This window comes from Pseudoalteromonas sp. S2893, assembly GCF_005887105.1.
GTDB lineage: Bacteria > Pseudomonadota > Gammaproteobacteria > Enterobacterales > Alteromonadaceae > Pseudoalteromonas > Pseudoalteromonas atlantica.
In genome coordinates, this window is the sequence record NZ_PNCY01000015.1 from 88195 (window position 1) to 104817 (window position 16623).

Genomic DNA, 16623 nt, shown 5'->3' on the forward strand with positions numbered 1-16623 from the left:
ATGGGTGATAACACTCGTGTTGCGTGGACTGAAGGGATGTTCTTAAGGCCGCAACATTTTCAACAATCAGATAAGCATTTTTCTAACTTAATAAATCAATTATGCAAAGGGAATTTATCTGATCCGTGGGGCATACTTGATATAAGTATAGACACACAATTATTGAGCTCAGGGCAGTTTGCTCTTGAGTCTTTAAGTGCTATCACGCCTGATTTACTCCCAATTGAAATGCCGCAATCAACCCCTTTACCTGAGCCATTAGTGGTTAATAAAGACGTGTATGATGAGGTGGTATACCTTGCCATCCCTGCATTAAAAAGCAGTGGTATTAATATTTCAGCGCTGGATGAAAATATCGTCACGCGCTATAAGCTAAATGATCTAACAGTTAGTGATGACTCTTTGGGAGCTCAATCTCAAGAGGTAATTCAAGTTGCTAAAATCTATAGCAAACTTGTGCTTTCATCAGATGATCACGCTGGTTATATTTTGCTACCTGTGGCGCGCATTATTGAAGTAAGCAGCGAAGGCAGCATTAAGCTTGACACTAAATACATACCTGCCTCTTTAAAAGTAGGTCAATGCAAGCCGTTACTTGGTTTAGTAAGAGAAATAGGCTCTATGATAAAACAGCGCGCAGAGAGTATTTCTGTGCGTTTATGTCAAGGTTATGCAGGGAGCACCTCTGTTGCTGACTTTATCATGCTGCAAACCCTTAATAAGTACGATGCTGTTTTTGACAATCTACTTAGCGTGAATAACCTCCACCCAAATGTATTTTATACCCGTCTTATTGAGCTTGCTGGCGAGCTATCTACTTTTAGTACCGCGAATAAAAGAGTACCAAAGCTGCCTAAGTACGATCATGAAAATTTGGGCAAAGTATTTTCTGAAGTAGTTAATTTCTTATATCAATCTTTAAGTCATGTTATTGAACAAACTGCGACAGAAATTAAATTAGAGCAAAGCAAGTTTGGTATTTCGTTTGGCGCACTAAAAGATAAATCTGTACTTAACTCGGCACAATTTGTTTTAGCAATCAAAGCAAGTGTACCGCATGAAGAGCTGCGCAAAATACTGCCCTCACAAATTAAGATTGGTAGTGTAGAAACCATACGTGACTTGGTTAATAACCAAATTCCTGGTATTACCATTAGTAACTTACCAACGGCACCGCGCCAAATCCCATACCATGCAGGTTTTCATTACTTTGAGTTAAACAAGCAGGGTGAACATTGGGAAAAACTTCGTTCAAGTGGTGGTATCGCTATCCACTTATCGGGCAATTACCCAGAGCTACAAATAAGCCTTTGGGCAATTAGAACCTAACTTTTTAAAGGAAGAGTTTCAATGGACGAAACCATTATAAAACCTCGCCCTGGTAGACTAGGGCGTGACACTTCAAACACTCCTAATGTTGATAACGATGCTGATAAAACAGTGATGTCTGTTGAGCCTGTTGCCAGCAGTGTTGCTAATACGTCTAAAGTTTCAATTTTTAAAAACCCACTTTTAGAAGCGGCAACAGATTGTTTTTCAATTGTAATTTCGATTAGCCAAGCTAAAGAGATGACAAATATTGCTGCTTTAAAGCATCGCTGTGTTGAGGCTGTAAAGCGCTTTGAAGTTGAAGTGCGCAACCAGGGGCTTTCTAAAGATGTCATTACCAACTCGCGTTATTGCTTGTGCGCGATTTTAGATGAATCAGTTTTAAATTCTAAATGGAGCTCAATGGAGTGGGCTGATGAGAGTTTACTATCGACGTTTCATAAAGAAACGTTTGGCGGTGAATACTTTTACACCCTGCTTGATAATGCACTGGCTCAACCTGAACAACACAAACAATTTATTGAGCTGCAGTACCATTGCTTAAACTTAGGCTTTAAAGGTAAATACAGACTAGACAACGGTGGCGATACTAAAATAGAAGAATATCGCTCTCAAATGTATCACCTTTTAAATCAATTAGATGGCCCATTAAACAATAAACTTTCACCTAATTGGAAGCAGCGTGTTGCCGCTGGCGTAGAGCTTAGAAATCAAGTTCCGCTTTGGGTGATTTTTTCAGTGCTGGGCTTAGTGCTGTTAATGGTTTACTTATTTATCAACATGAAACTCAACGACGGCGTTACTTCACTTAACGATAAGCTGGCTGTTATTCATCCTATAGCGCAAAACGAAAGTGTAGATAAAAAAGATAAGCAACTATTAGTACTTGAGCAGTTACTGCAAACAGAAATTCAGATGGGGATTGTGACAGTAAAGAAAAACCTAGACCGCATAAGAATTTCAATAAACAGCGAAAGTCTATTTAATCAAGGCGATGCTAAATTATTACCCTCAATTCAACCCATTTTAGAAAAGCTAGCACTTAGTTTAGAAGGAACAAAAGGGCGTATTTTAATTACAGGGCATACCGACGATACGCCTATTCGGACTGATAAATACCCATCAAATTGGCACCTTTCTTTAGCCCGTGCAACGCAAGTTGCTAATTCTATGGCTAAAAGTACAAACCTAAGTGGCCGTTTATGGCCTGAAGGTAAAGGTGCTGCAGAGCCTATCGCCAGCAATTCAGATTCAGCTTCTCGGTCACTAAACCGACGAATTGAAATCGATTTATTATTTTAATGAGGCTGACATGAGTTTTTCACACAAAATAAAAAAAATTACTTACGTACTTACTTCTAAAACAGCCATGTTAATTATCGGCTTTTTGGCGTTATCTTTACTAATTTGGTTTGGTGGTCCGCTTATTGCGATTGCTGACTTTATCCCTTTAGAGAGTGTAGCAGCACGGCTGTTAACTATTTTGTTTGTTATTTTAGTGTTTGCTATCACCAAAATTTATAGCTTAACGCAACAAAGCAAACGCGATGAGAAAATGGCCGATGAACTAATTGAAAGCGATGAGTCGAACAGTAACGAGGTGAATGAAGAGATCACTACGTTAAAAAATCGCATGAATGAAGCCATCAACTTACTCAAAGATGTAAAGCTATTTAAAGGTAAAAATATATATCAATTACCTTGGTATATTATGATTGGCCCGCCTGGTGCCGGTAAAACAACGGTTATTAATAACTCAGGCTTAGACTATCCGTTAAAAGATAAGTTAGGTGTTGATTTAGTCCACGGTGTTGGTGGTACACGAAACTGTGATTGGTGGTTCACTAATAAAGCCGTACTTATCGATACCGCAGGGCGATACACTACACAAAGTAGCCACGCAAAACATGACTCACGCGCATGGGAGGGCTTTTTAGGGCTTTTACGCAAGTACCGCCCTCTACGCCCCATTAACGGTGTAATGATCAGCATGGGTATTTCTGAGCTCATGAGTCAAACTAAAACAGAGCGTAACCTACATGCCCGCGCAATTAAACAGCGCTTACAAGAGTTACAAAATCAGTTGGGTATGACTTTTCCGGTATACGTTATTCTTTCTAAAGTTGATTTAATTGAAGGTTTTAGAGAGTTTTTTGGCGAGCTTACAGAAGAGGAATGCGAGCAAGTTTGGGGTGTTACTTTTGAGCTAGACCTAGATAAAGACACTCAAGTTGAAGCGTTTAACAAAGAGTTTCACGCATTAATTTCAAAACTGACAGAAATGCTTAATCGTAGGCTGATTAACGAGCGTAATGAAGAAATACGAGCCAAAATTTTTGAATTTCCGAGACAGCTTCGTGTGCTACAAGGTGTGGGCGATGCGTTTTTAAAAGAAATTTTTACCCCTAACGCTTATGAAGAACTCCCTATGTTTAGGGGCGTATATTTGACCAGTGCAACTCAAGAAGGGAAGCCAGCTAGCTTTTTAAATGACGTAAGCTCAGCAGATTCTAGTTATATAAATCAATCGAAAAGCTTCTTTATTAAAAATGTTTTAGAAGGTGTAATTTTCCCTGAGCAAAACCTAGCTAGCACTAACAAACATCACGATAAGCAAAATAAATGGCTCAGAGTAGGTAGTATTTCTTTAGCCAGTATTGCGGTAATTGGTTTTTCTATTTCGTGGTACTTTAGCTTTGCATGGAATAATAATTTAATGGCTGCTACAGATGAAGCCATTGAAACTTATCAGGAGCTAGATGCCGCCTCGTTTGATAGAAGCAACTTATTAGTATTAAACGACAGGCTCAATGCGCTAAGAAACTTACCAGCTAACAACCCTGCGTTAGTTGATGACGATGAATCTCAGTCAATAGGTTTTAATAAGCTTAGTGAAATTAAACAGTCATCTACACAAGCCTATAACAGGTCTCTACAAACGTATTTAGAACCCTATATCGCAAATACGTTAATTAAAGAAATGGAAGCACACCCAGAGCACCTTAGCTATTTATACGAGACGCTAAAGTGCTATTTAATGCTATTCCAACCTGAGTACTTTGAAAGTGAAGATATTTCGGCTTGGTTTAATGCATACCTAGAAAGAAATCTACCGGGTGATAAAAATGCGCTAACTCGCGGCCAGTTAATGAACCACATTGCTGCCTTACTAGAGCTTGGTGTTAGTCAAACCAAAATAGATAATCAAGCAGTGCGTATAGCTAGAGCTGAATTAACTAAGTTACCAATAGCCGAAAGAGCATACCAACGCCTACAAGCTGATTTTCTTGATAGCAGCATTCCGCCGTTTAGATTAACAGACATTATTAGTTTTGAAAGTGCGCAAAAATTCACATTCAGAAACAATGGCGAGCTGACTCGAAGTATCCCTGGTTTATATACCTTCAACGGTTTTCACGGCATTTTTAATGTTGAAAAAAGTAAAATGCTTGGAAATTTGATGGCAAGCAGCTGGGTATATGGTGAGGAAGCATCGGGCACTTATGATATTTCTAAAGAAGAGATTGAAAAGAAATTAGAGCAGCGTTATTTCCAAGATTATGTCTTTTTTTGGCAATCATTTATCGACGATTTAAGCCTGAATCAGTACAGCTCACCTGCTGAGGGGGTGAATATTACTGATGTACTTGCTGGCTCAGAAGCACCGATTAAGAACATTATTATGGCTGTGCAAAAAAATGTGCAACTAACCAAACTGCCGGTGTCAGAGAATCAAAAAGCAGCGGGTAAAGTTGCCGCTAATGCCGCTGAAATTGCAATGCAAACTAAAGCTAACAGAATTAAACGTTTTTTACCTGACGAAGCGCCTAAGTTTGACATTAAACTGCCAGGTTATCAGGTTGAAGAAGCGTTTGAAGATGTTATAAATATTGATGCTCAGCAATTAGATAACATTCAGAAAAACCTTAGAGAGCTTAATGTATATCTAACTAAGCTTGATAGAGGTGATCAGTTAAAGTCATCAATAAAAGATCAAATCAGTGGAAAAAGTAAACCTAGTTTCATTCGCCAGCTTGAGTTCCAAAGCCGTGATCTGCCTTACCCATTTAATAGCTGGTTATTAGATATAAGCAGAGATACCAGTAATATCACTAAAAATAGCGCTAACAGACACTTAAATGAGATTTGGAAAAGCCAAGTTTTACGTGAGTACAACGCAGCTATTGTGGGCCGATACCCTTTCTCTCCTTATGCACAAAAAGAAGTGAATATGAAAGACTTTACACGCTTCTTTGGACCAGATGGCACTATTGATAGCTTCTTCACTAACTATGTAGCGCCAAGTGTGGATATGAGTTCGAGTCCGTGGAAGTTTGAAAAAGACATTGGCATAAGCGCTGATACTCTAGCCATGTTTGAACTAGCCCATCAAATTCAAACCGTATTCTTCGATGGTGGAAGTGCAACACCTAGAATTGAGTTTGGCTTACGTCCGCTATCGTTGGATAAAACTACATCGAGCTTAATGATTGAAATTGACGGTCAATCAATGATTTACCGCCATGGCCCTTTAAGAGTTACTAACTTTGTTTGGCCAGGCGCAAGTGGACAAAGTAAAACGCGAGTTGTATTCACTCCACCTAATGGAGGCCGCTCAGTAAATACGACTTACCAAGGTGAATGGTCGCTTTATCGCATGCTAGATGAGCTTAGCGCTAAAAGAGCTAAAACACGTGAGGATTTAGAGTTACATTTTTCTCTCATGGGTAACAACGCAAAAGTTGAGCTATTGCCAAAATCAATTAGGCATCCATTTTGGAATAAAAGTGTAGAGAAGTTTTCATGTCCGACCCGATTATAAATATAGGCTACCTCGGCAAAGTCCCTAGCTTGGGGGACTTTGTTCAAGACAGCGTTTCGAAAGAATTTTCAGAGCACTGGGAGCAATGGCTGCAAGCAGCTATTGCTGTAAGCAAGGAACAGTTAGGCGACAATTGGCAAGATAACTACCTAACAGGTCCTGTATGGCATTTTGCTTTATCGCCAAATATTGTTGGCGATAAAGGCGTAATGGGAACCCTATTACCGAGTATGGATGCAGTAGGGCGCCATTACCCATTTACAGTGGCCAGTACATTAGAAGTTGCGCCGATAGAGGTATTAAATTCGGGCGTTTTCTCCTTAGAGTACGAAGACACTGTACTTAAAGTGCTCGATAGCTCTGTTGACCTTTTTACTTGGCGAAAAGACGTTGCTAAATCGATAAGCACCCTTATAGCGCCTAAAAAGCAGCTTAGTATTTCTCCCTCTAGCGACAAAAATAAAGAAGGTGAAGCATTTGAGTTCTCAGGTGATGAGCTATCAAGTGATGTTTTAAAAGACACCCTACATGCACTTTTATATAAAAAGCATGGTGATTATAGTGTTTGGTGGACACACGGTTCATGCAATATAAAGCCTATGATGCTTGTTACTTCAGGACTACCGCCTGTTAACCAAGTTGCTGCTATGTTAGATGGCCGATGGAAACATTGGGAATGGAATTACACACAGGTAAAAAATAGTGATTAGCAATTTAAGTACAAGTTACGCAATAACTCATCGCGGTGCAGTTAGGCAATTAAATGAAGACTCTCATGTTGAAATTAATAGCCATAACTTATGGGTAGTAGCTGATGGAATGGGTGGACATGAAGCGGGTGAAGTTGCAAGCCAACTAGTCGTAGATGTTATTAGAGCAAAAGTTGAAGAAAAGACACTAGCTACGCTTAGCGTTTCTCATATTGTTTCAGCTATTGAAGATGCAAATCGCCAATTAAATGATTACAGCGCTCAGTACTTAGGAAGTAAAACCGCGGGCAGCACAGTAACCGCCTTATTTATAAAAGATAATCAATATTACGTTTTGTGGGTAGGTGACAGCCGGGCATACATGTTGCGAAATGGCCAATTACAGCAAGTATCGCGGGATCATAGCCAAGTAAATGACCTTATCGATGAGGGCGTAATTTCAATCGAGGAAGCAAAAACGCATCCTCTTTCGAATGTGATTACCCGTGCAGTGGGCGTTACAGACGAAGTTAAAGTAGATGTAGTACAAGGTGAAGTAAATACTAATGATATTTTCTTACTTTGTTCAGATGGCTTAACAGGCGAATTGTCTGATGAAGAAATATGTTTGTCATTAGAACCTAATAGTATTATTGATTCAGGTATGGCGCTAATGCATTCTTCTTTAGTTAGAGGTGCACGCGATAATGTTACCTGTATTATAATTAAATATGGCCATGAAAATTTTAGTAGCAAATCGGAAACATACAAAATTCAAGATGAAGCTACAATTCCACTTTTTACTAAATAATTATTTATTACTAATTATATAATTTTAAGTGTTAATTTATTTATATTGAAAGTTTATTGTTTATATATTTGCAATTGTTTTGGTTTAAACACAATTGTAACTAGGCTTGTATTTTAATATAAAGAATGTAATATGAAATCCGCTCCGCTTTATTGGAGTTTTATGGATAATTATTAGGACGACGGAATGTTTGTATTTGAAGAGTATATTTCCCCTATTTCTGAAACTGAGATCGCAGGTTTAGACCCTCGCTCGGATGTTTCTCCTACGTCGACTTATTACGCCCTAAAAGATTTAAGAAACCAACTTCGTGCCGCTGAAAGAAACGCGTTAGTAGACGAAGAAGGTATTTCATCACTTGCTCGCGACTGGTTACCTTTATTAGAGCAATGCAGTAGCGCAATTAAATCACAAAGCAAAGACATTGAGTATTTAGCATGGTTTATTGAAGCTTTATGCCGAATTCACGGTTTTAAAGGGCTTGCCTTTGGCTTTAAAGTGGCTAGCCACTTATTAGATAATTATTTCGACGCGCTATACCCTACCCTCGATGCAGACGATGAAATTTCAGACAAAGTATCGGCTCTTGGCGGATTAAATGGCTCCGCAGGTGAGGGGACTCTTATTATCCCCATCAAAAGCATACTGTTAACTGACAGTGTTAGCTTAGACCCTTTTACATTTTGGGAATATCAGCAAGGTTATGATATTTCAAGGTTAAATGATGAGAAAAGAGAGAAAAAACTAGCACAAGGCGCGGTCGATTTTGAATTAATTGAAAAAAGCGCCGCGGAGACAAGCACTGAATTTTTTGTCAACTTAAAGCAAGATATAGAAGAGGCAATTACTGAATTTGCCCAGCTTAGCGATGTGATGGATAAAGTGACGGGGCAGCCGCAACCTACCTCAAATATTAAACAAGCGCTTGAAGTAAGTTTGGCGGCCGTTAACCACATTGCAGCGGATAAACTTGTTGCAGCTGAACAGGCTCTCATCTCTGAGCAAACGCAAGAGCAACTCACTCAAAACGATGAAGAGCAAGATGCTGTTGAAGCGCCTAAAAAGGCCATTAACCAAGCAATTGATTCTCGTGAGAATGCGATAAATAAGCTTAAAGAAATAGCGGCGTTTTTTAGAAAAACCGAACCGCATTCTCCAATGTCATACACGATAGAACAAGTGATTCGATGGAGCGAATTATCGCTGCCTGAATTATTAAATGAATTAATAACAGATAGTGATGCTAGGACCGGGTACTTTAAGTTGTCTGGCATTAAGATCAGCGAAACTGAAACATAAGTAAAAGGAGTTCTCTATGAGTATCCATGATAAATTAAAACGAGTACGTAAGCCTCGCGTTCACATCACTTATGATGTTGAAACTGAAGGGACTGCGGTAAAAAAAGAATTACCATTTGTTGTTGGTGTAATGGGTGATTTTTCAGGTGATAACACTGAAGCATTAAAACCATTAAAAGACAGACGCTTTATTCAAATTGACCGCGAAAACTTTAACGATGTTTTAAAACGCATGAGCCCTTCATTAAAACTTGTTGTAGAAAATACACTGAGCGATGATGACTCTGAGTTTGAAGTTAACCTTAGCTTTAAATCAATCGATGACTTTGAGCCTGCAGCAGTTGTTAATCAGGTAGAACCATTACGTAAGCTAATGGAAACACGTAATAAATTACGCGATTTAATGACTAAGATTGACCGTTCAGAAGAGCTTGAAAATGTTTTAGAAGAAGTATTAAGTAATACTTCAAGCCTTGATTCTATTGCTAAGGAACTTAAGCTAGAGGAGACTGAAAAATGAGTGCAGAGCAACTAAGTACTGAATTAGAGTCAACAGCTGAGGCAAGCTCTTCGTTATTAGAGCAAGCAATTGGCGCCACTAAGCAAACTGATGCAAGTCGTGCAGAAGAATTACTTAAAACGTTAACTGAAGAGGCATTAAAAGGCACAGTTCAATGGAATAAAAACATGACTGTGACGTTTAATGAAGCAATTCAATTAATCGATCAGAAAATCTCAAAGCAGCTTAGTGTTGTTATGCACAGCGAAGAGTTTCAAAAGTTAGAAGGTTCTTGGCGTGGTTTGCACCACCTTGTAATGAATTCTGAAACGAGCTCAACGCTTAAAATTCGTGTTTTAAACATGAAGAAAAAAGAACTACATAAAGATTTAAGCAAAGCAGTTGAGTTTGACCAAAGCCAAACATTTAAAAAGATTTACGAGTCTGAATTTGGTACTCCTGGTGGCGAACCTTATGGCACAATTGTGGGTGACTTTGAATTTACTAACCACCCAGAAGATGTTGAAACGTTAAGCCTAATGTCGAATGTGGCAGCAGCTGGTTTCTGTCCATTTATTGCCGCTTCTTCACCGTCTTTATTTGGGTTTGATAACTGGGAAGAGTTGACTAAACCTCGTGATTTAGAAAAAGTGTTTGAATCATTAGAGTACACAAAATGGCGCTCGTTCAGAGACAGCGATGATTCGCGTTTTGTATCGCTAACTATGCCTCGCTTCTTATCACGTTTACCTTACGGTGCAGCTTCTAAACCTGTCGAAGAGTTTAACTATGAAGAGTTTGAAGTTGAACCAAAAGCAGGCCGTTCAGTAAGCACTGATAATAGCGACTACTGCTGGAGTAATGCAGCTTACGCAATGGCCACTAATATGACCAAAGCGTTTTCGCAATACGGTTTTTGTACTGCGATACGTGGTGCTGAAGGTGGCGGTAAAGTTGAAGGCTTACCAACGCATATTTTCACAAGTGATGATGGCGATCCGGATCTTAAATGCCCAACAGAAATTGGCATAACAGACCGTCGTGAAGCTGAGCTAAGTAAACTTGGTTTCTTACCTCTGTGTCATTACAAAAATACCGATTACGCTGTTTTCTTTGGTGGCCAAAGCTGTCAAAAACCACAAATATATTCAACGCCTGATGCAACAGCTAATGCTGCAATTTCAGCTCGCTTACCTTACTTAATGGCGACGTCTCGTTTTGCACATTATTTAAAAGTGATGGCGCGCGATAAAATTGGTAGCTTTATGGAAGCGGAAGATGTTGAGTCATGGTTAAACCGCTGGATTCTATCGTATGTAAATGCGACCGAGGGTGGTGGCCAAGATATCAGAGCACGTTACCCATTAGCCGATGCAAAAGTATCAGTTAAAGAAATACCAGGTCAGCCAGGCGCTTATAACGCAGTGGCATGGTTACGACCTTGGCTACAAATGGAAGAGCTTACCTCTTCATTACGTCTTGTAGCTAAAATTCCAGAGATTGGTTAATTAACTAGTCTTTAGCGTTAAGGATAATGCAGTAAAATGAATCACGAAGAGTTTTCATTTATAAATCAAGACTACGCTTTTCACCAAAAGTCGCAGTCTAGAATTAGCGATAATGATGCTTTGCTTGATAGGTTTTTGAACGAAAAAAACTTAGACAAGGCACTGTTATTGTGGCTTGAAGGCTCTTCTGATTCTCCTATCTCTTGGACAAAAGAATCGCTTGGTCCCTATTTACAACGAATTATTGTTGAACTTGATCAGCTAATTTCTCAACAGCTAAATAGCATTATTCATGCTACACGATTTCAAAAGTTAGAAGCCAGCTGGCGTAATTTATGGTGGTTAACCCTCCAAACAGAGCAATACGACAAAGAAAATAAAGTAAAAATAAAAGTATTAAACTGTGATTGGGCAACCCTCTCTAAAGATGTAAACAAAGCGATAGATTTCGACCAAAGTTACTTTTTTCAGTTACTCTATCAAAGTGAATTTGATAGTGCCGGTGGCGAGCCTTTTGGTGTAGTAATTGGCGATTACGAAATTAGTAATATGTCATCTAATGGCACTATTTATAACGATATTGATACTATTAAAGAAATCTCGCGCACTGCAGCTGCTGCATTCTCACCATTTATATGTTCAGCGTCTCCAAACCTTTTTGGCGCAGATAACTTTTCTGATCTAGGGTACTACGCAGATTTATTCAATCAATTTGAGCAACCTGAATATGTAAAATGGCAAAGCTTTAGATCAATGGAAGAGGCACGCTTTGTTGGTTTAACGTTACCGCACGTTTTAGTCAGAGCACCCTACAGTAACGATGGTAAACGCCATCAAGACTTTTATTTTAAAGAACAAATAAAAAACCCCGAAACAGATATGTTGTGGGGTAACGCTGCGTTTCAGTTTGTATCAACAATAATTAGGGCTTACTGTGATAGCGGATGGTTTGGGCACATTAGAGGGATAGAGCCTGGTAAAGTGTCAAAAGGGCTCGTCACAGGACTTGCAAAAGATAGCTTTGCAAACGATACCTACCAAAAAGAAGCTAAACCGCCATTGGATTTATTGGTAACAAGTAAATTTGAAAAGCAGTTCTCTGAACTTGGATTTATTCCAACGTCATCAGTGACTAATACTGAACATATTGTTTTTTATAGTAATGCATCGGTACAAAAAGCAAAAAATTACGATTCCAGTGCAGCTAATATCAATGCACGCCTTTCATCTATGTTGCAATACATTTTATGCGTATCTCGCTTTGCACATTATTTAAAAATACTTGCCCGCGATAGAGTCGGTTCATACATAAATGCGCATGCGTGCGAGCGCGACTTACAGTCGTGGATCAATAATTATACAACGGCGTCAGACTCAGCATCTGAGCAAATCAGAAGTAAATATCCACTGAGTAATGCGCGCATAAAAGTAAGTGAAAACAAAGCAAATCCAGGTCACTTTTTTTCTGTTTTACAATTACAACCCCATTTTCAATTAGATCAAATGGTCTCGAGCATTAAATTAATAACAGAGCTCAGTCCTCACCACAAAATAAAGGAATAACCATGAAGAAAATACATAGCTTGATTCGCGAGGGAAAACTAACTGAAGCACTATCTTTGTGTGCTACAGAGCTTCAAGATGAGCCTTTAAATTTTGATATAAGAAGTATCTATTCAGAATTACTTTGCATAAATGGTGATCTAGAAAAAGCAGACAAACAACTCGATTTTATGGTTCAAAAAAATCCTGAGTTTGCTGTAGGTGCTGTAAATCTTAGACATTTGATCCGAGCTCAGCAATCACGAATAGACTTTTACCAAGGTAAAGGGATCCCTAAATTATTTCATGATGCTGATGAGATAGACACGCTGTTTTTAAAAATGCATGTGGCATTGCTAGAGGGCGAAATAGACGAAGCTGCTGAGCTTTCTGCGCAAATGGAAACGTTAAGAGTTACAACGTTAAGTGATGCAGAGTCTGTGGCACGCGATTTGGACGATACATTAAACCCTTATTTAGAAGTACTAGGCACAAATGGCGAATTTTACTTGGCAAATTTTGATGAAATTGAATCGATAAAAGTAGAGCCTGTAAGTTCAGTATTAGAAAGCATTTGGCTACGCGTTGAAATAACGATTAAAGAAGGCCCTTCAGGCACTGCACATTTACCGCTTGTCTATGCCAATGCTGAATCGGATCTTGAAAAGTTAGGTCAGGTTTCGGACTGGGTTGAACTCAAAGATGAATTCATTATTGGTAAAGGCATGAAAATGCTGTTTGTGAATGATGAAGCCATCACAATTCCTAATTTAAAAATTAATGCTGTAGAAGCAGCATAATTTATATTTGAGCAATAATGATAGAACATAAGCAGCAGCTTCAAGCATCTATTTTAGATAGGCTCATTGATGATGAGCCTGACTTTCAAGATGCACCATCGCGTACCGAAGGGATCACAATAAGTGAGCTACGTAAAAATGTGCGCAGAGATATAGAAGCACTGCTTAACGCCCGAATTCAATGGCATACGTGGCCTACACAATATAGCGAGCTTGATACATCGTGTTTATCGTACGGTTTACCTGATTTTTCAAGTATGTCGGTCAGTTCTCACGAAGGTCGAGCACTGCTATGCGAGACAGTTAGAAACACTATTTTAAAATTTGAGCCACGATTTTTAGAAGTTGAAGTATTTACTGATGAAGAAGTGCCGGTTAATCGTGTTTTAAACTTGCGTATTAATGCGCTTTTATACGCTGATCCTGAGCCAGAATTTATAAGCTTTGATTCTGAGGTAGAGCCCGTAAATTTAGGTATGAAGATTATTGAGGCATCATTATGAACGATGAATTATTAAAATATTACAATCGTGAATTAGCATTTGTGCGTCATTTAGGTAAAGACTTTGCTGAGAAATACCCAAAAGTAGCTGGGCGTTTAAAGCTTAGTGAAGATCATGTTGAAGACCCTCATGTATCACGGCTTATTGAATCGTTTGCATTTTTAACAGCCAATATTAGACAAAAGCTAGATGACAGTTTTCCTGAATTAACGGATGCTTTATTAGGGCAGATGCTACCAGATTATCAGGCACCTATCCCTTCTATGTCGATTGTAAAATTAGAAGCCGAAAACCTTTCCACCGCGGGTGTTGTCATCCCAAGAGCAAGTGAAGTTGAAACTAACGTTGATTCTATGAAGCAATGTAAGTTTCAAACCTGTTACGAAACCTACCTTTGGCCCATTGAAATCACTAAAGCCCAGTTTGATAACAGCCCTTTTGTAGCGCCTAAGCCGCGTTGGCATGAAAAGGCAAAGTCTATATTTAAGTTAGAGCTAACCGGTGAATACAAGGGCGTTTCGCTTGCAGAAACTGGTTTAGAAAAACTTCGCGTATATATAAACGGGCAGTGGCACCATACTCTTAAAGTGTACGAACTGTTATTTAAACACAGCATTGGTATAGCCATAGATAATGGCGAAGAAGGCATTAAATACTTATCAAAAAACCAATTAAAAGCGGTCGGGTTTGAAACACACGAAGCGGTTGTGCCTTACTCTCAGCGCTCTGCTGCCGGTTATCGTTTATTGGTTGAAAACTTTACTTTTCCTGAGAAGTTTCGTTTTTTTGAACTTGAAGGTATACGCGGCGCATTACCTAAAAACTCCAACAAATGTGATATCTATATATACCTTGATACTGAGTCAAGTGAGCTTGAGAAACAGGTTGATGAGGATATGTTTTTACTTGGGTGCACGCCAATAATTAACTTATTTGAACAAGAACTTGAGCCAATTCGCCCTGAGATAAGTGAATACGAGTATCAACTTGCACCGCGTTACATGGACTCAGAAATTTCTGAAGTGATTGGTATTTCAGAGGTTATAGCGTTTGATCACAAAGGTAATAAACAAGTCGTTGCGCCATTTTATGGTCAAACTCATCCAAATTATCAAGGTCACGAAGACCTATTTTGGCATATAAGAAGAGAAACAGCGTCGTGGGCGGGCGGTTATGTAGAGTCTGGCACCGAGACATTTATGTCATTGGTAGATGCCAAATTTGAAAACAGCGCTATGGAATATGGTGAAGGTAACTCTGTTCTCACTGTACGCGCACATTGTAGCAACCGTAATTTACCTGCGAGTATGCCATTTGGCGACGATGAGCTTGGATTACTAATGCCAGAGCGCGGCGATGTAATTAAAAAAATTCGTTGTTTAGCGCCTTTTACACATGCAGTTAGACCCGGATTAGCCGATGCAACGCGCTGGCAGCTTGTTAATCATTTAACACTCGATACGTTTAGCGGTGAAGATGCGTGTAATAAATTAAAAGAAGTACTTCGTCTGTATGACTTTAGAGCATCGCCGCAAACCAAAGGGCTAATAGATAATATATATCGCGTTAGTATTGAGCCTGCAACCGCGCGTGTTATTCAAAAAGGCAGGGTAAGTTTTGTAACTGGCAGCGAGATAGAAATTACTTTTGCTAACGATGATTTTTCTGGCAGTGGCATGTTCTTTTTTGCCGCAGTGTTGGATCATTTCTTTGCTCAGTTTGCCGCTATAAATAGTTACACACGTTTGAGCTTGCGTTTAAAAGAGCAAGAGCAAATATATTATCAGTGGCCTGCGCGCGTAGGTGATAGACCACTACTATGATAAAGCAACTGATTGCCCAAGCTTCTCAAGTCGATTTTTATAAAGCGGTTTTCATTATTGAAAACCAGCTTAAAAAGCGTGGCTTAGATTATCGCCACGTCGGTTACGATAGCAACCCAAAGCAAGAACTAATAAAATTTACGGCTACCCAAAAGTTTGGCTACCCGGGAAATGCAATTACTAAGCTAGAAGAAACTGGCTTTGAAGATGGTCTGCACAAGGTCAATATGCAGGTTTCATTTATGGGGTTAACTGGCTGCTCTGGTGCATTACCGCAATTTTATAGTGAACTGGTTATGCAAAGGCTGCGCTATAAAGACACGACCATGCGCGATTTTTACGACATGTTTAATCATCGTCTGATCTCTTTGTATTACCGAGCTTGGAAAAAATATAAGCCTTCATTAAACCATGTAAACAATGACAAAAATAAAGACCCATATACCAAAATATTGGGGCTATTAAGTGGTGGCTATAATGAGCATCAGTTGCATTTTTCGGGTTTGTACAGTCGAAAAATTCGTAACGCATTTGATTTACAAAGTGTGCTTAGCTCATACCTAGGTTGCGAAGTAAAAGTAAAACAAATGGTTGGTCAATGGCATGAACTTCACCAACAAGAGCAAACACGCCTTGCAAGCCAAGTATTATTTGAAGGTCAGCATGCGCAGCTAGGTGTAGATACCATGCTAGGTAAAAAGGTTTGGGATGTCTCTTCTAATATTGAAGTGCATATACAATCAAACGATCCAAAAAAAGCAAAACTTCTTTTACCCAAAGGGGCTTTGTTTGAACTCGCAAACAAAATTACTAAAGACTACGTTGGAAACTCAATTCAGTTCCGCTTAGTTATTGAAACTGACTTTCAGCATTTAGGCGCCGCTCAGCTGGCTAAGAATGACTGCCAATTAGGCGCAAATTCTTTTTTAGCGGTACAAAATAACAAATCAAAATCTAACCCTACTAAGTTATCGTTTAAGGGATAATTAAAATTAAAA

General features: G+C 39.1%; 13 protein-coding genes. All 13 read left to right on the forward strand.

Annotated features, from left to right (window positions below):
• On the forward strand, positions 1 to 1329 hold the full coding sequence (gene tssK / locus CWC04_RS09505) for a type VI secretion system baseplate subunit TssK (RefSeq protein ID WP_024032884.1): 1329 nt from the start codon (positions 1 to 3) through the stop codon (positions 1327 to 1329).
• Positions 1330 to 1350: 21 nt separating this feature from the next.
• Entirely contained in the window at positions 1351 to 2631 is a 1281-nt protein-coding gene (gene tssL, locus CWC04_RS09510) for a type VI secretion system protein TssL, long form (RefSeq protein ID WP_096042737.1), read from the forward strand.
• 10 nt (positions 2632 to 2641) lie between these two features.
• Positions 2642 to 6151, forward strand: coding sequence for a type VI secretion system membrane subunit TssM (tssM, locus tag CWC04_RS09515; RefSeq protein ID WP_138685259.1), 3510 nt, complete (start codon positions 2642 to 2644; stop codon positions 6149 to 6151).
• The gene (tagF, locus tag CWC04_RS09520; RefSeq protein ID WP_126009411.1) at positions 6133 to 6861 is read left to right on the forward strand and encodes a type VI secretion system-associated protein TagF; all 729 of its coding nucleotides are present in this window, start codon (positions 6133 to 6135) and stop codon (positions 6859 to 6861) included. The genes tssM and tagF overlap by 19 nt, the downstream gene beginning before the upstream one ends.
• Positions 6854 to 7651, forward strand: a complete 798-nt coding sequence (locus CWC04_RS09525; protein WP_126009409.1) for a PP2C family protein-serine/threonine phosphatase — start codon at positions 6854 to 6856, stop codon at positions 7649 to 7651. Before tagF ends, CWC04_RS09525 begins: the two co-directional genes overlap by 8 nt.
• Positions 7652 to 7837: 186 nt before the next feature.
• Positions 7838 to 8950: a type VI secretion system protein TssA gene (gene tssA / locus CWC04_RS09530; RefSeq protein WP_024032879.1), complete on the forward strand. Its 1113-nt coding sequence runs from the start codon at positions 7838 to 7840 to the stop codon at positions 8948 to 8950.
• Positions 8951 to 8966: 16 nt separating this feature from the next.
• Entirely contained in the window at positions 8967 to 9470 is a 504-nt protein-coding gene (tssB, locus tag CWC04_RS09535) for a type VI secretion system contractile sheath small subunit (RefSeq protein WP_024032878.1), read from the forward strand.
• Positions 9467 to 10957 (forward strand): type VI secretion system contractile sheath large subunit, encoded by a 1491-nt coding sequence (tssC, locus tag CWC04_RS09540; protein ID WP_024032877.1) that lies wholly within the window; start codon positions 9467 to 9469, stop codon positions 10955 to 10957. Before tssB ends, tssC (CWC04_RS09540) begins: the two co-directional genes overlap by 4 nt.
• 36 nt (positions 10958 to 10993) lie before the next feature.
• Positions 10994 to 12520, forward strand: coding sequence for a type VI secretion system contractile sheath large subunit (tssC, locus tag CWC04_RS09545; protein ID WP_138685260.1), 1527 nt, complete (start codon positions 10994 to 10996; stop codon positions 12518 to 12520).
• Between the two features lie 2 nt (positions 12521 to 12522).
• On the forward strand, positions 12523 to 13299 hold the full coding sequence (locus tag CWC04_RS09550; protein ID WP_126009407.1) for a type VI secretion system accessory protein TagJ: 777 nt from the start codon (positions 12523 to 12525) through the stop codon (positions 13297 to 13299).
• A gap of 17 nt (positions 13300 to 13316) precedes the next feature.
• Positions 13317 to 13802 (forward strand): type VI secretion system baseplate subunit TssE, encoded by a 486-nt coding sequence (tssE, locus tag CWC04_RS09555; protein ID WP_138685261.1) that lies wholly within the window; start codon positions 13317 to 13319, stop codon positions 13800 to 13802.
• Complete coding sequence (tssF, locus tag CWC04_RS09560; RefSeq protein WP_138685262.1) at positions 13799 to 15625, forward strand: type VI secretion system baseplate subunit TssF; 1827 nt, start codon at positions 13799 to 13801, stop codon at positions 15623 to 15625. Before tssE ends, tssF begins: the two co-directional genes overlap by 4 nt.
• Positions 15622 to 16611 (forward strand): type VI secretion system baseplate subunit TssG, encoded by a 990-nt coding sequence (tssG, locus tag CWC04_RS09565; protein ID WP_138685263.1) that lies wholly within the window; start codon positions 15622 to 15624, stop codon positions 16609 to 16611. Before tssF ends, tssG begins: the two co-directional genes overlap by 4 nt.
• The last annotated feature ends 12 nt before the right edge of the window (positions 16612 to 16623 follow it).

What these genes read in the sequence shown, in the direction of transcription:
- tssK (WP_024032884.1), top strand. Translation starts at nt 1, where the DNA reads ATGGGTGATAACACTCGTGTTGCGTGGACTGAAGGGATGTTCTTAAGG.
- tssL (WP_096042737.1), top strand. Translation starts at nt 1,351, where the DNA reads ATGGACGAAACCATTATAAAACCTCGCCCTGGTAGACTAGGGCGTGAC.
- tssM (WP_138685259.1), top strand. Translation starts at nt 2,642, where the DNA reads ATGAGTTTTTCACACAAAATAAAAAAAATTACTTACGTACTTACTTCT.
- tagF (WP_126009411.1), top strand. Translation starts at nt 6,133, where the DNA reads ATGTCCGACCCGATTATAAATATAGGCTACCTCGGCAAAGTCCCTAGC.
- tssA (WP_024032879.1), top strand. Translation starts at nt 7,838, where the DNA reads ATGTTTGTATTTGAAGAGTATATTTCCCCTATTTCTGAAACTGAGATC.
- tssB (WP_024032878.1), top strand. Translation starts at nt 8,967, where the DNA reads ATGAGTATCCATGATAAATTAAAACGAGTACGTAAGCCTCGCGTTCAC.
- tssC (WP_024032877.1), top strand. Translation starts at nt 9,467, where the DNA reads ATGAGTGCAGAGCAACTAAGTACTGAATTAGAGTCAACAGCTGAGGCA.
- tssC (WP_138685260.1), top strand. Translation starts at nt 10,994, where the DNA reads ATGAATCACGAAGAGTTTTCATTTATAAATCAAGACTACGCTTTTCAC.
- CWC04_RS09550 (WP_126009407.1), top strand. Translation starts at nt 12,523, where the DNA reads ATGAAGAAAATACATAGCTTGATTCGCGAGGGAAAACTAACTGAAGCA.
- tssE (WP_138685261.1), top strand. Translation starts at nt 13,317, where the DNA reads ATGATAGAACATAAGCAGCAGCTTCAAGCATCTATTTTAGATAGGCTC.
- tssF (WP_138685262.1), top strand. Translation starts at nt 13,799, where the DNA reads ATGAACGATGAATTATTAAAATATTACAATCGTGAATTAGCATTTGTG.
- tssG (WP_138685263.1), top strand. Translation starts at nt 15,622, where the DNA reads ATGATAAAGCAACTGATTGCCCAAGCTTCTCAAGTCGATTTTTATAAA.